Below are 16,329 nucleotides of genomic sequence, written 5' to 3' on the forward strand. Positions count from 1 at the left end.
TCAGCGCCCATACATCGTAGGATGTGGTAAAGGGTGACCCTAAGGATATGCTTATGATGAAAAATGCCCGGCTGACGCCGCTTCTTGCACTTCTTGTGCTAACCGCTTGCGTCGTGCCCACGGGGCCGGTCGAGGTCACCCGTTTTAACCGCGCTGCCGAAGGTATTCCTTATGGGACAGGAAGTTTTGCGGTCGCGCTAGTAAGCGAATCGGTTTCGGACCAGTCACTTGCAGGATCGCCCTATCTGGCCGCTGTGGCGCGCGAAATGCAGCGCATCGGCTATCGGGATAATATAGGAAATTCAGATGTGATCGCCGAGGTGCGTTTTGGCGCAACTGTGATTCGCTCCGACCGTCGTGCGCCAGTGTCCGTTGGCGTGGGCGGATCGACAGGGAGCTATGGCTCGGGCGTTGGTGTTAGTCTTGGTATCAATCTGGGCAATGATTCTGCGGCGCTGTTACAATCCAGCTTGGCTGTTCGCATTGTCCGACGCAGCGACCAGATGGTGATTTGGGAAGGCACGGCAGTGCAATCCGCAAAAGCGGGGTCACCCGCCGCACAGCCGGGTATCGCGGCATCAAAATTGGCAGAAGCCCTGTTTAAGGACTTCCCCGGCGTGTCGGGTGAGACTATCCGCGTGCCATAAACTTCATTGCGAGAGCGAAACTAAAATGCCGATTACTGACATCAACGCCGCGTTCGATAGCGGCAACATCATCGTTCATGCCGTCGATGGCCATGTTGCGACACTAGGCATCCGTAAGGACAAGGATTCGGAATTCGCGCAATGGTTCCACTTTCGCGTGGCATGTACCGCAGGCGAAGAGCTTGAGTTGCGGATTACCGGACTGGAAAGTAGCGCCTATCCCGGTGGCTGGCCCGATTATCGCGCGTGCGTGTCCGAAGACCGCGATTATTGGGGGCGCGCCGATACGAGTTATGACAAGTCCAAGGACGGCGGCACGTTGACCATCCGTTACACCCCAGCAAGCAATCTTGCATGGTTTGCCTATTTCGCGCCTTATAGCATGGAACGGCACCATGACCTGATTGCGGAGACAGCATCGTTGGAAGGCGTAAGCTATCGCTGCCTCGGCCACAGTATTGAAGGCCAGCCGATTGATTGCCTCGAAATAGGCCATGGCGACACGCAGGTCTGGCTATATGCGCGGCAGCATCCCGGTGAGACTCAGGCGGAATATTGGATGGAAGGTGCCATCGATATGCTTACCGACCTCAGCGACCCGCATACACGCGTGCTGCTTGAAAAATGCCGCTTTTATATTGTGCCCAATTGCAATCCAGATGGAAGCTGCCGTGGACATTTGCGGACCAATTATCTGGGCATAAACCTGAACCGCGAATGGGCCGAACCCTCGGCAGAGCGCAGCCCCGAAGTATTGGCCATTCGCAACGCAATGGATGAATCCGGCGTGCATTGGGCCATCGATGTGCATGGCGACGAAGCCATTCCCGCAGCGTTTATGGCGGGTTTTGAAGGCATCCCTTCATGGACCGATGATCAGGGTGATCGGCATAACGCCTTCATCAACCGTCTTTCGGCGCGCACACCCGATTTCCAGACGGAACTAGGTTATACCAAGGCTGGTCCCGGCAAAGCCAATCTGTCGATGTCGACCAACCAATTGGCGGAACGATTTGGCCCTTCGCACCAATGCGTCTCCATGACGTTGGAAATGCCCTATAAAGACACCGTTCACGGTAATGACCCTGATCAAGGCTGGTCCCCCGAGCGCTGCCGCTTACTGGCGCGCGAATGTCTCGCGACCCTTGCGGAGATGGTGTAGATTTTTGACCTCGCTAAAAACCCTTTCTTCGGTTTCATGACCTTGGCGATTTGACCAACTTGCGTTAGGGCGCCGGCAAACAATTTAGGAAAGTAAATATGCCGAAACTCATCCTCATCCGTCACGGCCAATCGCAGTGGAACCTCGAAAACCGCTTTACTGGCTGGTGGGATGTGGATGTCACTGAAAAAGGTGCGGCTGAGGCTTGGGCAGCGGGCGTGTTGATGAAGGAAAAGAGCATCGCGCCCGATACCGCTTTTACCAGCGTGCAGACGCGGGCAATAAAGACGCTCAATTTGGCACTTGAGGCGATGGGGCGTTTGTGGGTTCCAGTAACCAAGAACTGGCAATTGAATGAACGGCATTATGGAGGGCTAACGGGCCTGGATAAGGCAGAGACAGCGGCAAAGCATGGCGAAGATCAGGTGAAGATCTGGCGCCGCAGCTTCGACATTCCGCCGCCGCGGCTTGCGGTAGGGTCGCCATATGATCTGTCGTCTGATCCGCGTTATGCCGGCATCAATATTCCAGCTTCAGAAAGCCTGAAAGACACCATCAACCGTGTGCTGCCTTATTGGGAAAGCGCGATTGTACCTGAGTTGCAGGCCGGGAAAACTGTTTTAATTTCGGCGCACGGCAATAGCCTGCGCGCGCTCGTCAAGCATCTGTCGGGCATTTCGGACGCCGATATTAACGGCTTGGAAATCCCCACGGGTCAGCCAATCATATATGAATTGGACGACCATCTGAACGGCGAATATTATTATCTTTCGGAGCGGTAAATTCTCTTTACCCGCGCGGGTGTTTAACGCCGCGTTGCTGGATTGCGCCATTTGCACCACAAGGCTAAGGCCATTGCCATCGAACTTGTCAGGGGAGTGACATATGACTGACGCAGCGCCGATCATTGGCATCATCATGGGAAGCCGTTCGGATTGGGAAACGATGCGAGAGGCTTCGGCGACACTTGCTGCGCTGCACATTCCCCATGAATGCAAAGTGGTGTCTGCGCATCGCACGCCCGAACGTCTTTATGACTATGCCAAGGGGGCCGTTGGTCGCGGCCTGAAATGCATCATTGCTGGCGCGGGCGGCGCGGCGCATCTGCCCGGCATGGCAGCATCCATGACGCGCTTGCCTGTGCTGGGCGTACCCGTACAGTCCAAGGCGCTGGACGGTATGGATAGCCTTTTGTCCATCGTGCAAATGCCCGCTGGCATTCCTGTTGGCACATTGGCAATCGGCAAAGCGGGCGCAACAAATGCGGCGCTTTTGGCGGCGGCAATGCTGGCCAATGAAGACACCGCGCTCGCCGAACGGTTGGATGCCTGGCGCACGGCTCAGACGGCTTCGGTCGCCGAAACACCTGAATAAGGTTCGGTTATGGCCGCGTTACCCCCCGGATCGACTATTGGTATATTGGGCGGTGGTCAGCTTGGCCGCATGCTGGCGACTGCCGCTGCGCAATTGGGCTATCGTTGCCATATTTATGCGCCGCCGGGGGATAATGTGGCTTTCGATGTCGCCGCCGCTAATACAGTCGCCGCATATGATGATCTGGTCGCGCTGAAGGCATTTGCAACAGCTTGCGACGTGGTGACTTTCGAATTTGAAAATGTGCCCGTGACGCCGCTGGAATCCATCACGGGCCTTGTTCCGGTCTATCCGCCGCTTAAGGCACTGGAAGTGGCGCAGGATCGTGCTGCCGAAAAGCAGTTTGTCCGCGCGCTTGGCGGGAAAACGGCGGAGTTTGCTGTGGCACAGGACGAAAGCGCGGTGCCCGCCGCGATTGCGGCAGTTGGCATACCGTGCATCCTCAAAACCATACGCATGGGCTATGACGGCAAAGGCCAGTCTAGGATCATGGCTGATGCTGACATCACGGGTGCGTGGGAACGCACAGGCGGGCTTCCCCTTATTGCCGAGGCCATGGTGTCGTTTGATGCGGAATTTTCGGTCATATTGACGCGCGGCCAAAACGGTGAAATCCGCTTTTGGGACAGTTCGCAAAATCTCCATGTCGGCGGGATTCTCGCGAAATCGACTCTGCCATCCGGGCCATTGATCGAAAGCCAGCAGCAAACAGCACGTGATATGGCCGCGGCGGTCGCATCGGCGCTCGATTATGTTGGCGTGTTTACCGCCGAGTTTTTTGCCAGTACGACGGGTCCCTTGTTCAACGAAATTGCGCCCCGCGTGCACAATAGCGGACATTGGACCATCGAAGGCGCGGCCACTAGCCAGTTTGAGAACCATATTCGGGCCATTTGCGGGCTCCCGCTTGGAGCCACCGAAACGATTGCTGCGCGCGTGGAAATGGAAAATCTGATTGGCGCCGATGGCGACCGTTTTGAACAAATTCTGGCGGACCCTGCGGCGCATCTGCATCTATATGGCAAGGCAGAAGCACGCCCAGGCCGAAAAATAGGCCATGTCACACGCTTGTATAGGTGAGAAAAAGTCGGCAAGACGGGCGCATGAATCATCCCGAAATCGTTCTTGTCCTCGCCCGCGCCGCAAATGGAACAATCGGGAAAGATGGCGGTATGCCATGGCATATCCCGGCTGACCTGCGCCATTTTAAACAAGTGACTAAGGGCCGGCCGATGATCATGGGCCGCAAGACTTTTGACAGTCTGCCGGGCTTATTAGAGGGTCGCCGCCATATTGTCCTGACCCGCGACCGGGACTGGAGGGAGGAGGGCGCTGAAGTTGTGTATTCGGTCGAGGAAGCGTTAAAGCGCGCCAATGGGCCGCATGTCTGCATCATTGGGGGCGCCGAAATCTACAGCCTATTTCTGTCACTGGCCGACCGCATTGAGCTCACCGAAATTGCGGCCAGCCCGGATGGTGACGCCACCGTCCCCGCGTTTGACATGTCGATCTGGCAAGAAATTGCGCGGGAGAGCCATGAAGCTCAAGGCGGTGCTCCAGCCTATGATTTTGTAACGTTATTGCGGCGGGTGGCGACCTAAAAGTCGTCGCCATAAGGGGGATTATGCGTAAGAGAATTTGGATACCGGCGACGTTGATCGCAGCGGCTGCTTTGGGCTTTTTTGGCTTTGCGCCCGGTTATGTCGAAGGGGCCATGAACCAGATTGATGGTAAGCCGCTGATCGCCGTCAGCGACGAAGCTAAGGCCTTGCACAAGACGCTGAACATTGTTGACCTGCACAGCGACACATTGATGTGGAACCGCGACCTAAACGACAGCGTCTCGCGCGGCCATATGGATTTGCCGCGTTTGCAAGAGGGCAATGTCGCGCTGCAATTATTCTCGTCGGTGACAAAGACACCCAAGAACCAGAATTATGATGGCAATGGGGCTGACACCGACAACATCACCTTGTTGACCATTGCGCAGCTGCAACCCGTGAAGACTTGGAGCTCGTTGGTTGAGCGATCACTATACCATGCACAAAAACGTGATGCGGCGGTTGCGGGATCGAGCGGGGCGATCAAGGCAGTTGATACGGCAGGCCAGCTGGACGCGTTACTATCCGCGCGGCAGAAAGATAAGCGCGCCGTGGGCGCTATGCTGACCATTGAAGGCCTCCAAAATCTGGAAGGGAAGGCGGCTAATTTGGACCGGTTGTATGACGCTGGTTTTCGCATGGCTGGCCTGACACATTTTTTTGACAACGAACTGGCAGGTTCGATGCATGGCCTGAAAAAAGGCGGGTTGAGCCCTTTTGGCCGTGACATTGTTAAGCGTATGGAATCGAAGGGTATGATTATCGACATCGCCCATTTGTCGCATACCGGTGTTGCCGAAGTGTTGGCAATGGCCACGCGGCCGGTTGTATCCAGCCATGGCGGTGTGCAGGCGACATGTAAGGTCAACCGCAACCTGACCGATGACGAAGTGCGCGGTGTGGCCAAAACGGGCGGCGTCATTGGCATTGGCTATTGGGATGGCGCCTTATGCGACACCAGCCCACGCGCGGCAGCCAAGGCCATGAAGCATGTCCGCGATCTGGTGGGCATAGAACATGTCGCCTTGGGATCGGATTATGATGGCGCGACCACCGTGCGGTTCGACACCTCGCAATTGGTTCAGGTGACGCAAGCCTTGATGGACGAAGGGTTCACGCCAGCCGAAATCCGGGCCGTCATGGGCGAAAATGCCCTGCGTGTTATCCGCGCTGGCTTGGTGCCAAGGGCAAGTGCCCAATGATGATTCCCCGCCTTTCTGCCAAGGACCGGATGCCTGACGCGCTTCGTGGAGGCGTGGTTGCCTTGGGCAATTTTGATGGCTTCCATCTCGGGCATCAGGCCGTTGCGGGCGAAGCGATCGCGCAGGCGAACGCGGCAGGCCGCCCGGCTATCATCGCGACTTTTGACCCACACCCTGTGCGTTTTTTCGCACCGCAATCACCTTGGTTCCGGCTGACAACATTGGATCAACGGCAGCGGCTTTTTGAAGATGCGGGCGCGGACGCCATGTTGGTGTTTGATTTTGATGCTGAATTGGCGGCGACCAGCGCGGAAGATTTCATCGTCAAATTGCTCATTGAGCGACTTGGGGTTTCGGCTGTTGTCACGGGCGAAGACTTCACTTTTGGCAAAGCGCGCGGCGGCAATATCGATGTGCTGCATTACATTGGCCGCGCGCACGGGCTGTCCTCGACGGCGATGGGCCCTGTGGTCGATAATGGAGGGGTGATCTCCTCAAGCCGCATCCGCACAGCATTACAAGACGGCGACTGCGCAACCGCGACCGCCTTGCTGACGCGGCCCTTTACGGTAGCGGGCATTGTCCAGCATGGTGACAAAAACGGTCGACTTCTGGGCTTTCCCACCGCCAATATCGACATGGGCCATTATCTGCGTCCGCGGTACGGCATTTATGCGGTGAAGGGCCGCCTGCCCGATGGCCGCGTTTTGAACGGTGCGGCAAATCTGGGTATTCGTCCAACCTTTAACCCGCCCAAAGAATTGCTGGAGCCGCATTTCTTTGACTTTGCCGAAGATCTCTATGGCCAAAATATTGAGATTGAATTCCATGCCTTCATTCGTGGCGAGGCCAAATTTGACAGCCTAGATGCGCTTATGGCGCAGATGGCAAAGGATTGTGATCAGGCGCGCGATATTTTGGCGTGACATTCAATGGGTCAGAGCGACCCTCTCGTTCGGTAGTACTGCGCTCAAATAGTTGTCTAAAGCGCCAACCTCCCCTAAGCACCCGCACGATATGACCGAAACTCCTGACTCACCGAAACAAGACTATCGCGACAGCGTCTTCTTGCCCAAAACCGATTTTCCGATGAAGGCTGGCCTTCCGCAGAAAGAGCCCGGGATATTAAAGCGCTGGCAGGCGCAGGATTTTTATGCGGAGCTGCGCAATCGCCGTCGCGGGCGTGAGAAGTTCATTCTGCATGATGGCCCGCCTTATGCGAATGGCGACATGCATATCGGCCACGCGCTGAACCATATTCTGAAGGATATGGTTGTCCGCACGCAGACATTGCTGGGCAAAGATGCGCCTTATGTGCCCGGTTGGGATTGCCATGGCTTGCCCATTGAATGGAAGGTTGAGGAGCAATATCGCAAGAAAAAGCGCAACAAGGACGAAGTTCCGGCGCAAGAATTCCGAGCCGAATGCCGGGCCTATGCGCAAAATTGGGTCGATACACAGCGCGAGCAATTGAAGCGTTTGGGCATCAATGCCGATTGGGACAATCCCTATCTGACGATGGATTTTCAGGCCGAAGCAACGATTGTTTCGGAGCTTTTGAAATTTGCCGAAAGCGGCCAGCTCTATCGCGGCGCGAAGCCCGTCATGTGGTCGCCCGTTGAGAAGACCGCGTTGGCCGAAGCCGAAATTGAGTATGAGGACATCACATCAACGCAGATCGATGTGGCGTTTGAGATTATCGAGAGCCCTATTGACGCGTTGAAGGGCGCTTACGCAGTTATCTGGACAACGACACCGTGGACGATTCCGGTCAATCAGGCGATCGCTTATGGGCCGGATGTTGAGTATCGGATTTGCCGTAAACGCCAAGATGACGGTCGCCAATATATTGTTGGGTTGGAGCTCTTGGGAGCATTCGGAGCGCGTCTGGGTGATGAGTTGGTTCCACTTAAGGCCATCAAAGGCTCAGACCTAGCCGGAACCATGGTTCGCCACCCAATGCACGCGCTCGGCGGTTTCTTTGCCAAGCCCCGACCAATGCTCGCGGGCGATTTCGTTACCACCGACAGCGGTACGGGCCTTGTCCATATGGCCCCCGACCATGGCGAAGATGACTTTGACCTGTGCAAGGCCAATGGCATTGAGCCGTTGTTCGCAGTTGAAGGCGATGGCAAATATCGCGCCGACTGGCTCTGGCTCGGCGGTGAGGGTAGCGTCATCAACCCCAAGTTTAACGCGCCTGACGGCCCGATCTGCGCGGCTTTGCACGAAGCTGGTGGATTGCTCGCGGCGTCGGCGGATTATAAGCACAGCTATCCGCATAGCTGGCGGTCGAAGGCGAAGGTCATCTACCGCTGCACCCCGCAATGGTTTGTGCCGATGGACAAGGCGTCGGCCGATGGCGCGCTGCGTGAAAAGGCGATGACCGCGATTTCGCAAACCCGTTGGGTACCTGAAAAGGGCCAAAATCGTATCACCGCAATGGTCGAAGGCCGCCCCGATTGGGTGCTGTCGCGCCAACGCGCATGGGGCGTTCCGATTACTTTGTTCGTGGATCGCAAATCTGGCCAATATCTCTGCGACGCGGGTGTTAACGCACGCATCATCGCGGGCGTGCGTGAAATGGGCGTCGATGCCTGGTCCGATGAACGCGCACAGGCATATTTGGGCAGCGATTATGCCTTGGCTGATTATGAGCGCGTCACCGATATTTTGGACGTGTGGTTCGATTCGGGCTGCACCCATGCATTTGTGCTTGAAAGCGGGCGCTGGCCTGACCTGTCATGGCCTGCGGATCTCTATTTGGAAGGCAGCGACCAACATCGTGGTTGGTTCCAATCGTCCTTGCTGCAAAGTTGCGGCACGCGCGGCCGTGCGCCCTATAATGCCGTGCTAACGCATGGTTTTACTATGGATCAAAAGGGCATGAAAATGTCCAAGTCGCTGGGCAACACCATCAACCCGTTGGACCTGATGCGCGATAATGGCGCGGATATCTTGCGCTTATGGGCGTTGACCGTGGACTTCACGGAGGATCATCGCATCGGTAAGGAAATCCTTGCTGGCGTGTCCGACCAATATCGCAAATTGCGCAACACCTTCCGCTATTTGCTTGGCGCACTCGATGGATTTTCCGATGCGGAAAAGGTTGCAGTTACCGATATGCCAGAGCTGGAGCGTTATATGCTTCATCTGCTCGCCGACATGGACGCGAAGTTGAAGACGGCGGTCAATGACTTTGACTTTAACAGTTATGTCCGCTTGCTGACCGAGTTTTGCAACGAAGATCTGTCGGCCTTCTTCTTCGATATCCGCAAAGATTGCCTCTATTGCGATGCCGCGACTGATCCGAAGCGGATGGCTTATCGCACAGTACTGGACACGCTGTTCCACGCGCTCGTCCGCTATGCTGCCCCGGTGTTGGTGTTTACCAGCGAAGAAGTTTGGCAGACGCGCTTCCCCGATGCGGACAGCGTGCATTTTTCGGAATGGCCCGATGTTAATGCTGGTTGGATTGATGCAAAATTGTCCGAAAATTGGCTTAGCATAAGGGGAAGCCGTATGCTGGCAAATGAGGTGATCGAGCCTATGCGCCGCAACAAGGAAATCGGCTCAAGTCTGGAAGTCGAATATAGCTATAATGGCGATCCGGGTGAGGTCGACCTAGCAGAAATATTTATCGTGTCGGCGGTGCATCATGGTCGCGAGACAAGCGCAGTCAAAACCACCAACCACAAATGTGGTCGCTGCTGGCGACATTTGCCTCAGGTTGTTGAAGACGGCGCGCTTTGTGGTCGGTGTGCGGATGTTGTGGGTGGGGAATAACCATACTCCCATGATCGTGATCCTGAACTTGTTTCAGGATAACGCACGGCGGCAGTTTGTTATGCTGAAACAAGTTCAGCATGACGCGAAATTGAGTTAGGACGCGCTCATGATCCCAAATCCCAAATTCCGCCTTCAGGGCCTCATGCTCGCTAGCCTTGTGTTCATCGCCGATCAAATGGTGAAATTCGCAATGCTTGGGCCGTTGCAGTTGAAAGAGCGCGGCGTCATTCACATCGTGTCGTTTTTTGACTTACGCTACGCAGAAAATCGGGGCGTTTCGATGAGTTTCCTAACCGCGGATAGCGATGGCGAACGTTGGGCGCTGGTTGCGCTGACTTCAGTAATTGCAGCGGGTGTAGGGGTGTGGATGTGGCGTGAGAAATTGCGCGGTGATGTCCTGGCTTTGTCATTGGTCTTAGGCGGTGCACTTGGAAACATCGTTGATCGGGCGCGTTATGGTTATGTCGTGGATTATGCAGATCTGCATTTTGGGGCATTCCGACCTTTTTACATATTCAATCTGGCCGACGCCTGCATCAGCATGGGCGTATTGATATTGCTTGCCCGCGCGTTCCTGATAGGTGACAAGGAAACCGGTCGCGGCCCTGATGTTCAGGAATCTGCAAGTAATGCCGACATAGTGGAGAAGTCATGAAGCGGATATCTATCTTAGCGGCGGCGTCAGTTGCTTTTCTTGTGCTTTCGGGATGCGGTACAACCAGCATCTATGACCGTGAGCGGCCCGATGAATTCGCGGTGAGCCGCTCAAAGCCAATCGAAGTTCCCAAGAACTTCACCTTGCCAACGCCGACCCCTAATGCGCCGCGTCCGCAGGATGGCGACACTAAACAGCAGGTTTTGGACGCCATGTTTGGTGGCGCTGCGCCTGCGACTGCTCCCCGCCCATAACTCGGCCTGAAATGGATATATATATGAACACCAAACCTGTCCTTTTTGCCGTTGCGATGATGACGCTTCCTATGCTGTCGGGATGTGGATCTATGGGGAGCATATTAGGTGGCGATCAGGCCGCTGCCCCATCGGTTGGCCGCGCTGCGCCATTGGTAGTTCCGCCCGACTTTGCTCTTGAGCCGACAGTGGCCTCTGCCATCCGCCCCGCCGAATCCGGTCAGGAACAGATGCTGGAGACTTTATTCGGCGGTACCGCTGCGCGCTCTGCTGCCGAACGTGCGATTTCGACGACATCAGGCGCTGCCGAATTAGGCATTCGCTCATCTGTCGGTGATCCGCAGACTACGACCGTAAATAAGGGCAGCATCACGCGCGATATCGTCGCCGCACCCGAAGGTGATGGTCAAACCGCGCAGGCTGTTATTCCGGGTTAATGAAGTGGGAGCGGCGCGACCTTAAGCGCGCACGCTTGCCTCTTCAACACCTGCGCTATTGTGGCGCAGCGCCTTCAATACAGTTTCGACGATTTGCGGCGCATTGAGCCCTGCTTCGTCATATTGTTTCTGCGGGCTATCATGTTCTTGGAATATATCGGGCAGGCGCATCGTGCGGATTTTTAGGCCTGTGTCCATCAAACCAGCGTCGCTGGCTAAGGTCAGTACATGTGCGCCAAGGCCGCCAACGGCTGCTTCTTCAACTGTCACGACAACTTCATGCGTGGCAATGAGGTGGCGGATCATTTTTTCGTCCAGCGGCTTGGCAAAGCGTAAGTCTGCAACGGTGGTGCTAAGACCCTTTGCGTCCAGCATATCTGCTGCCTTCATCGCTTCGGCCAGACGGGTGCCGAGTGACAAGATCGCGACCTTCTTGCCCTCACGAACGATACGACCTTTGCCTATTTCGAGCTGCTGGGGCACTTCGGGCAAAGGAACGCCCGTGCCATTGCCGCGCGGATAGCGGAACGCGATTGGGCCGCTGTCGTGCAAAACGGCGGTGTAGGTCATGTGGACCAACTCTGCCTCATCCGCAGGGGACATGACGACCATATTAGGCAGCGTTGCAAGATATGTAATGTCGAATGACCCGGCATGGGTGCTGCCGTCGGCGCCCACCAAACCGGCGCGGTCAATGGCGAAACGGACGGGCAGATTCTGGATCGCGACATCATGCACGACTTGGTCATAAGCGCGTTGCAGGAAGGTCGAGTAAATCGCGCAGAAGGGACGCATGCCTTGCGCGGCGAGGCCAGCGGCGAAAGTTACGGCATGTTGTTCTGCGATGCCCACATCAAATGAGCGTTCAGGGTGCGCGGCGGAGAATTTGTCGACACCCGTGCCGCCGGGCATGGCAGCGGTAATTGCACAGATTTTGGGATCGGTTTCCGCAAGCTTGGCCAGCGTTTCGCCAAACACATTTTGATAGGCAGGTGGACCGCCACCGGGGCCCTTATCTTGTTTGCCCGTCATTACGTCGAATTTCACAACGCCATGATATTTGTCGGCTGCCGCTTCGGCTGGGGCGTAACCCTTGCCCTTTTGCGTGACGACATGAATCAGGACCGGACCTTCGGCATTGTCGCGCACATTTTCGAGGACCGGGATCAGCTGGTCGAGATTATGGCCATCGATAGGGCCGACATAGTAAAAGCCAAGCTCTTCAAACAATGTGCCGCCCATCGCCATGCCACGCGCGAATTCTTCGGCCTTTGATGCGGCCGAATAAATGCGGCGCGACAGGCGCTTGGCGACCTTGCTCGCCAGACTGCGCAGGCCCAGATATTCGCTCGAGGACACGAGCCGTGACAAATAAGCCGACAGGCCACCTACGGGCGGGGCGATCGACATATCATTGTCGTTCAGTATGACGACCAAGCGATTGCCAGCGGCTTGCGCATTGTTCATCGCCTCATAGGCCATGCCAGCGGACATGGACCCATCGCCAATGACGGCAATAGCTTTACCGGGCTTGCCAGCAATCTTGTTGGCGACAGCAAAGCCCAAGGCGGCGGAAATGGATGTTGAGCTATGTGCCGCGCCGAACGGATCATATTCGCTTTCGCTGCGCTTTGTGAAGCCCGAGAGCCCGCCGCCTGTGCGCAAAGTGCGGATGCGGTCGCGGCGTCCGGTGAGGATTTTATGCGGGTAGCATTGATGGCCTACATCCCAGACCAACCGGTCATCGGGCGTGTTGAAAACATAATGGATGGCGGTGGTTAGTTCCACAACGCCAAGACCTGCGCCCAAATGCCCCCCTGTGACCGATACGGCAGAAATGGTCTCTGCGCGCAATTCGTCGGCAAGCTGGCGAAGCTGCGACGCGGCAAGATTACGTAGGTCCGAGGGCACTTTAACCGTATCAAGTAACGGCGTGTCAGGCGAATGTGTCATGCTTTAAGCTTAGCGGTGTTTTATCGGGCTGTCGAACGGGTAATTGCGGCTATATCAATCACAATCGGCACATTTGCCACGTACTTCGATGACGGGGCGTACTTGCGCAAAGCCAGCATGTTCCGCCGCTGCCCGAACACTCATGGTCAATGCATCATCGTCAATATGCGTTGCGGTGCCGCAGCTATCGCAGATCAGGAAAATGCAATCATGCAAGCACCCCGGGTGCGAGTTAGCGATATACGCATTCGCGCTTTCCACGCGGCGCGCGAGGTTCGTCGTCACAAATAGGTCCAATATACGATAGACGCTGTTGGGGGCTACGCGTTTGCCGCGCCTTTGCGACACAAGATCAGCAATATCATAAGCTGACGCTGGCTTTTCAAATGTTGCGAGCACTGCGAATATATCTGACCGCATATCGGTCCATTGTTCGCCAGCCTCGACAAGCGCGGCTTCTGCGGCTTGCGCAAGCGACGCGCCTGCATGCTTATGATGGTGATGTGCTGCCATATGACCGATGTAGGCGTTGGCATGCGGCGGGTCAATCACCGCGCGATTGCAGGTCCGCCTCTAGCCCGGTGGTTCAGTAAATGGCCAAATCCAAGAAGAACAACGCCAATGACTGTCCATGCGATCTCCATGATGCCATGTGGCAGGGTCAGTGCGCCGCCCATCATGCCGATACCTAGCGCGCCAACAAAGGCGGGTAAGAACAAGCCATGTGCACGAAAGCCCTTTCCCAATGCCACAACACCAAGAAGAATTGCGAGGCCCAATCCAGCCTCATGGATCATGGGATTAAGCAACACACCGCTGCCAGACGCAAGAATCGCCAGCAAAACGGTTGTTATAAGGCAATGAAACAGACACAGTCCGGCGATGCTGAGGCCCAGCCCGTCCCAACGCCATTTTTGCCATACTTGTGCCATGAATTGGTTACTACACTGATTCGATGCACGTTACAACATTACATCGCTAAATTGCAGCTTGGTTGACATTTTTTGCAATCTCCTTTGCTTGCGGCAATCTGCATTAAGCGGCATATCAACGCACATGGATACTGCGCTCAAATCAACCTCCGCGTCTGAAACCTTGCCAGCACTACCTGCTGCCTTGATTAACTGGCTCATGGGTGTCGCTGCCTTGGTCTTTGCAATGGTCGTTGTTGGAGGGATTACGCGCCTGACCGAATCGGGGTTATCGATTACCGAATGGAAACCCATTACCGGCACGCTTCCCCCACTAAGCGAGGCTGCCTGGGTATCAGAATTTGAGAAATATAAGCAGATACCGGAATATACGCAGATTAACGGCCCTGCAGGCATGACCATGGCAGAATTTAAATTCATCTATTTCTGGGAATGGGTGCACCGCTTACTTGGACGGGTCATTGGACTTGCCTTTGCACTTCCGCTGGCATGGTTTTGGATAAAGCAAGCCATACCAAAAGGGTATAAGCCACGTTTACTTGCGTTGCTGGCCTTGGGCGGGCTTCAGGGTACGATTGGTTGGTGGATGGTGTCTTCGGGCCTTTCTGCGCGCACCGATGTCAGTCATTACCGCCTTGCAGTCCATTTGCTCACCGCTTTTATCATTCTGGGTGGGTTGGTTTGGACTGCGCTCGACCTAAAGGCGCTGGTCAAAAACCCAGCTGCAAAGTCAGCGAGAATCAACCCCTTTACCGCGGCAGTTTTTGCGATTCTATTTATCCAGATGCTGTTGGGTGCATGGGTCGCAGGTTTGAACGCGGGTTATGTGTCCAACACCTGGCCTTTGATGAATGACCGACTATATCCCGACGGCGTCGATACCGCTAAAGGCGTTTTCTATGCGTTGGTGAATGATCCTTATTTGACGCATTTCGTGCATCGCTGGTGGGCGTGGGTTGCGGTGGTCGCCTTGATCCTGCTGTCGCGCCGCGTCAAGCAGACAGGTGCGCGTAGCGCATCCATTGCCATCCACATCACTTTTGGTGTTCAAATCATCTTGGGTATCGCGACGGTTATGACCGGCGTGAACATCGTGCTGGCGGTATTGCATCAGGCGGTCGGCGCTTTGTTGGTCGCATCTACTGTCTGGGGCGCGCATATATTGGGGCGCGAGGCGGCATAACTTTTCAAGAGGTATTATTATACCCGTCGCAAAACCCCTGCTTTTGCTTGACTGTTGGGGCTTTAATCGCCATTGGCTCCGCTTCGCATGTGGGTCAGTGATGATTCTACATAATTACAAAATTTCGAAAGGTGCGATTAGCGATGAAAACGCTATCCAGAGTTACGAAATCGATTCGTCCACAGGACGTCGAGAAATCGTGGATCCTCATTGACGCAGAAGGTTTGGTTGTTGGTCGTGTGGCCAGCCTTATCGCCAACATCCTGCGTGGTAAGACCAAGCCAAGCTACACTCCGCACGTTGACTGCGGCGACCATGTTGTTGTCATCAACGCGGACAAGGTAAAGTTCACCGGCAAGAAATTGACCGACAAGGTCTATTATCGCCACACCGGCTATATCGGCGGTATCAAGGGCATCACTGCTGGCAAAGTGCTGGATAGCAAGTTCCCTGAGCGCGTCCTTGAAAAAGCCGTTGAGCGCATGGTTCCGCGTGGTCCTTTGGGACGTGCGCAAATGCGTGCGCTGCATTTGTACAATGGCACCGAGCATCCGCATGCTGGTCAACAGCCAAAGACGCTCGACGTCGCTTCCATGAACCGCAAGAATAAGGTGGGTGCATAATGTCTGATACTGCAAATTCGCTCGCTGATCTCGAAACTTTGGGCGCTGACGTTCAAGCACCCGTACAGATCGCTGCCGTCATTCGTGAACAGGAAATTGATGCCCAAGGCCGCGCTTATGCAACTGGCCGCCGCAAGGACGCAGTTGCCCGCGTATGGTTGAAGCCTGGCACTGGCAAGATTGTCGTCAATGGCCGCGACCAGGAAATCTATTTCGCACGTCCTTCGCTGCGCCTCGTCATCAACCAACCGTTCGGCGTTACTGAGCGTACTGGTCAGTATGATGTTATCGCAACCGTCAAGGGCGGTGGCCTTTCGGGTCAAGCCGGCGCGGTAAAGCACGGCATCGCGCAAGCACTGTCGAAATATGAGCCAATGCTGCGTAGCGCCGTGAAGTCGGAAGGCTTCCTGACCCGCGACAGCCGGGTGGTCGAGCGTAAGAAATACGGCAAGGCCAAGGCGCGTAAGAGCTTCCAATTCTCGAAGCGCTAAACCGAAAACTCGGTTTTTCCGAACAA

General features: G+C 55.5%; 18 protein-coding genes. 15 read left to right on the forward strand and 3 right to left on the reverse strand.

Going from position 1 to position 16,329, the window contains the following annotated elements; translation table 11 throughout:
- Window positions 1-53: 53 nt before the first annotated feature.
- The 12 genes from D7D48_RS00185 (at window position 54) to D7D48_RS00240 (ending at window position 11,121) form a co-directional block, all read left to right on the forward strand.
- Window positions 54-647: a DUF4136 domain-containing protein gene (locus tag D7D48_RS00185; protein ID WP_185739734.1), complete on the forward strand. Its 594-nt coding sequence runs from the start codon at window positions 54-56 to the stop codon at window positions 645-647.
- A gap of 25 nt (window positions 648-672) precedes the next feature.
- Complete coding sequence (locus D7D48_RS00190) at window positions 673-1,809, forward strand: M14 family metallopeptidase (RefSeq protein WP_125229388.1); 1,137 nt, start codon at window positions 673-675, stop codon at window positions 1,807-1,809.
- A 98-nt stretch (window positions 1,810-1,907) separates the two neighbouring features.
- Window positions 1,908-2,591 (forward strand): 2,3-diphosphoglycerate-dependent phosphoglycerate mutase, encoded by a 684-nt coding sequence (gene gpmA / locus D7D48_RS00195; protein ID WP_125229389.1) that lies wholly within the window; start codon window positions 1,908-1,910, stop codon window positions 2,589-2,591.
- A 103-nt stretch (window positions 2,592-2,694) separates the two neighbouring features.
- A complete protein-coding gene (purE, locus tag D7D48_RS00200; protein ID WP_125229390.1) occupies window positions 2,695-3,183 on the forward strand; it encodes a 5-(carboxyamino)imidazole ribonucleotide mutase in 489 nt (162 codons plus the stop codon).
- A gap of 9 nt (window positions 3,184-3,192) precedes the next feature.
- Window positions 3,193-4,263, forward strand: a complete 1,071-nt coding sequence (locus tag D7D48_RS00205) for a 5-(carboxyamino)imidazole ribonucleotide synthase (RefSeq protein ID WP_125229391.1) — start codon at window positions 3,193-3,195, stop codon at window positions 4,261-4,263.
- Window positions 4,264-4,286: 23 nt separating this feature from the next.
- Window positions 4,287-4,784: a dihydrofolate reductase gene (locus D7D48_RS00210; RefSeq protein WP_125229392.1), complete on the forward strand. Its 498-nt coding sequence runs from the start codon at window positions 4,287-4,289 to the stop codon at window positions 4,782-4,784.
- 23 nt (window positions 4,785-4,807) lie between these two features.
- The gene (locus D7D48_RS00215; RefSeq protein ID WP_125229393.1) at window positions 4,808-5,986 is read left to right on the forward strand and encodes a dipeptidase; all 1,179 of its coding nucleotides are present in this window, start codon (window positions 4,808-4,810) and stop codon (window positions 5,984-5,986) included.
- Complete coding sequence (locus tag D7D48_RS00220; RefSeq protein ID WP_245964283.1) at window positions 5,983-6,912, forward strand: bifunctional riboflavin kinase/FAD synthetase; 930 nt, start codon at window positions 5,983-5,985, stop codon at window positions 6,910-6,912. Before D7D48_RS00215 ends, D7D48_RS00220 begins: the two co-directional genes overlap by 4 nt.
- A 91-nt stretch (window positions 6,913-7,003) precedes the next feature.
- Window positions 7,004-9,772: an isoleucine--tRNA ligase gene (gene ileS, locus D7D48_RS00225; protein WP_125229394.1), complete on the forward strand. Its 2,769-nt coding sequence runs from the start codon at window positions 7,004-7,006 to the stop codon at window positions 9,770-9,772.
- A gap of 112 nt (window positions 9,773-9,884) precedes the next feature.
- Window positions 9,885-10,430: a signal peptidase II gene (lspA, locus tag D7D48_RS00230; protein ID WP_425452536.1), complete on the forward strand. Its 546-nt coding sequence runs from the start codon at window positions 9,885-9,887 to the stop codon at window positions 10,428-10,430.
- Entirely contained in the window at window positions 10,427-10,684 is a 258-nt protein-coding gene (locus D7D48_RS00235) for a DUF3035 domain-containing protein (protein ID WP_125229396.1), read from the forward strand. Before lspA ends, D7D48_RS00235 begins: the two co-directional genes overlap by 4 nt.
- Before the next feature lie 23 nt (window positions 10,685-10,707).
- The gene (locus D7D48_RS00240) at window positions 10,708-11,121 is read left to right on the forward strand and encodes a DUF3035 domain-containing protein (protein ID WP_125229397.1); all 414 of its coding nucleotides are present in this window, start codon (window positions 10,708-10,710) and stop codon (window positions 11,119-11,121) included.
- Between the two features lie 21 nt (window positions 11,122-11,142).
- On the opposite strand, the gene dxs is transcribed toward D7D48_RS00240, so the two are convergent.
- Genes dxs through D7D48_RS00255 form a run of 3 tightly spaced genes read right to left on the reverse strand, consistent with a single transcriptional unit; the run spans window position 11,143 to window position 14,006 of the window.
- Window positions 11,143-13,074, reverse strand: a complete 1,932-nt coding sequence (gene dxs / locus D7D48_RS00245; RefSeq protein WP_125229398.1) for a 1-deoxy-D-xylulose-5-phosphate synthase — start codon at window positions 13,072-13,074, stop codon at window positions 11,143-11,145.
- 54 nt (window positions 13,075-13,128) lie between these two features.
- Complete coding sequence (locus D7D48_RS00250; protein ID WP_125229399.1) at window positions 13,129-13,587, reverse strand: Fur family transcriptional regulator; 459 nt, start codon at window positions 13,585-13,587, stop codon at window positions 13,129-13,131.
- Between the two features lie 35 nt (window positions 13,588-13,622).
- The gene (locus D7D48_RS00255) at window positions 13,623-14,006 is read right to left on the reverse strand and encodes a MerC domain-containing protein (RefSeq protein WP_125229400.1); all 384 of its coding nucleotides are present in this window, start codon (window positions 14,004-14,006) and stop codon (window positions 13,623-13,625) included.
- Between the two features lie 124 nt (window positions 14,007-14,130).
- Between D7D48_RS00255 and D7D48_RS00260 the strand changes: the two genes are divergently transcribed.
- The 3 genes from D7D48_RS00260 (at window position 14,131) to rpsI (ending at window position 16,303) form a co-directional block, all read left to right on the forward strand.
- Complete coding sequence (locus D7D48_RS00260; RefSeq protein WP_125229401.1) at window positions 14,131-15,189, forward strand: COX15/CtaA family protein; 1,059 nt, start codon at window positions 14,131-14,133, stop codon at window positions 15,187-15,189.
- A 143-nt stretch (window positions 15,190-15,332) separates the two neighbouring features.
- On the forward strand, window positions 15,333-15,812 hold the full coding sequence (gene rplM / locus D7D48_RS00265; RefSeq protein WP_125229402.1) for a 50S ribosomal protein L13: 480 nt from the start codon (window positions 15,333-15,335) through the stop codon (window positions 15,810-15,812).
- On the forward strand, window positions 15,812-16,303 hold the full coding sequence (gene rpsI, locus D7D48_RS00270) for a 30S ribosomal protein S9 (RefSeq protein WP_125229403.1): 492 nt from the start codon (window positions 15,812-15,814) through the stop codon (window positions 16,301-16,303). The genes rplM and rpsI overlap by 1 nt, the downstream gene beginning before the upstream one ends.
- Window positions 16,304-16,329: the final 26 nt, after the last annotated feature.

This window comes from Sphingorhabdus wooponensis (genome assembly GCF_003933235.1).
In the GTDB taxonomy this organism is placed as follows: domain Bacteria; phylum Pseudomonadota; class Alphaproteobacteria; order Sphingomonadales; family Sphingomonadaceae; genus Sphingorhabdus_B; species Sphingorhabdus_B wooponensis.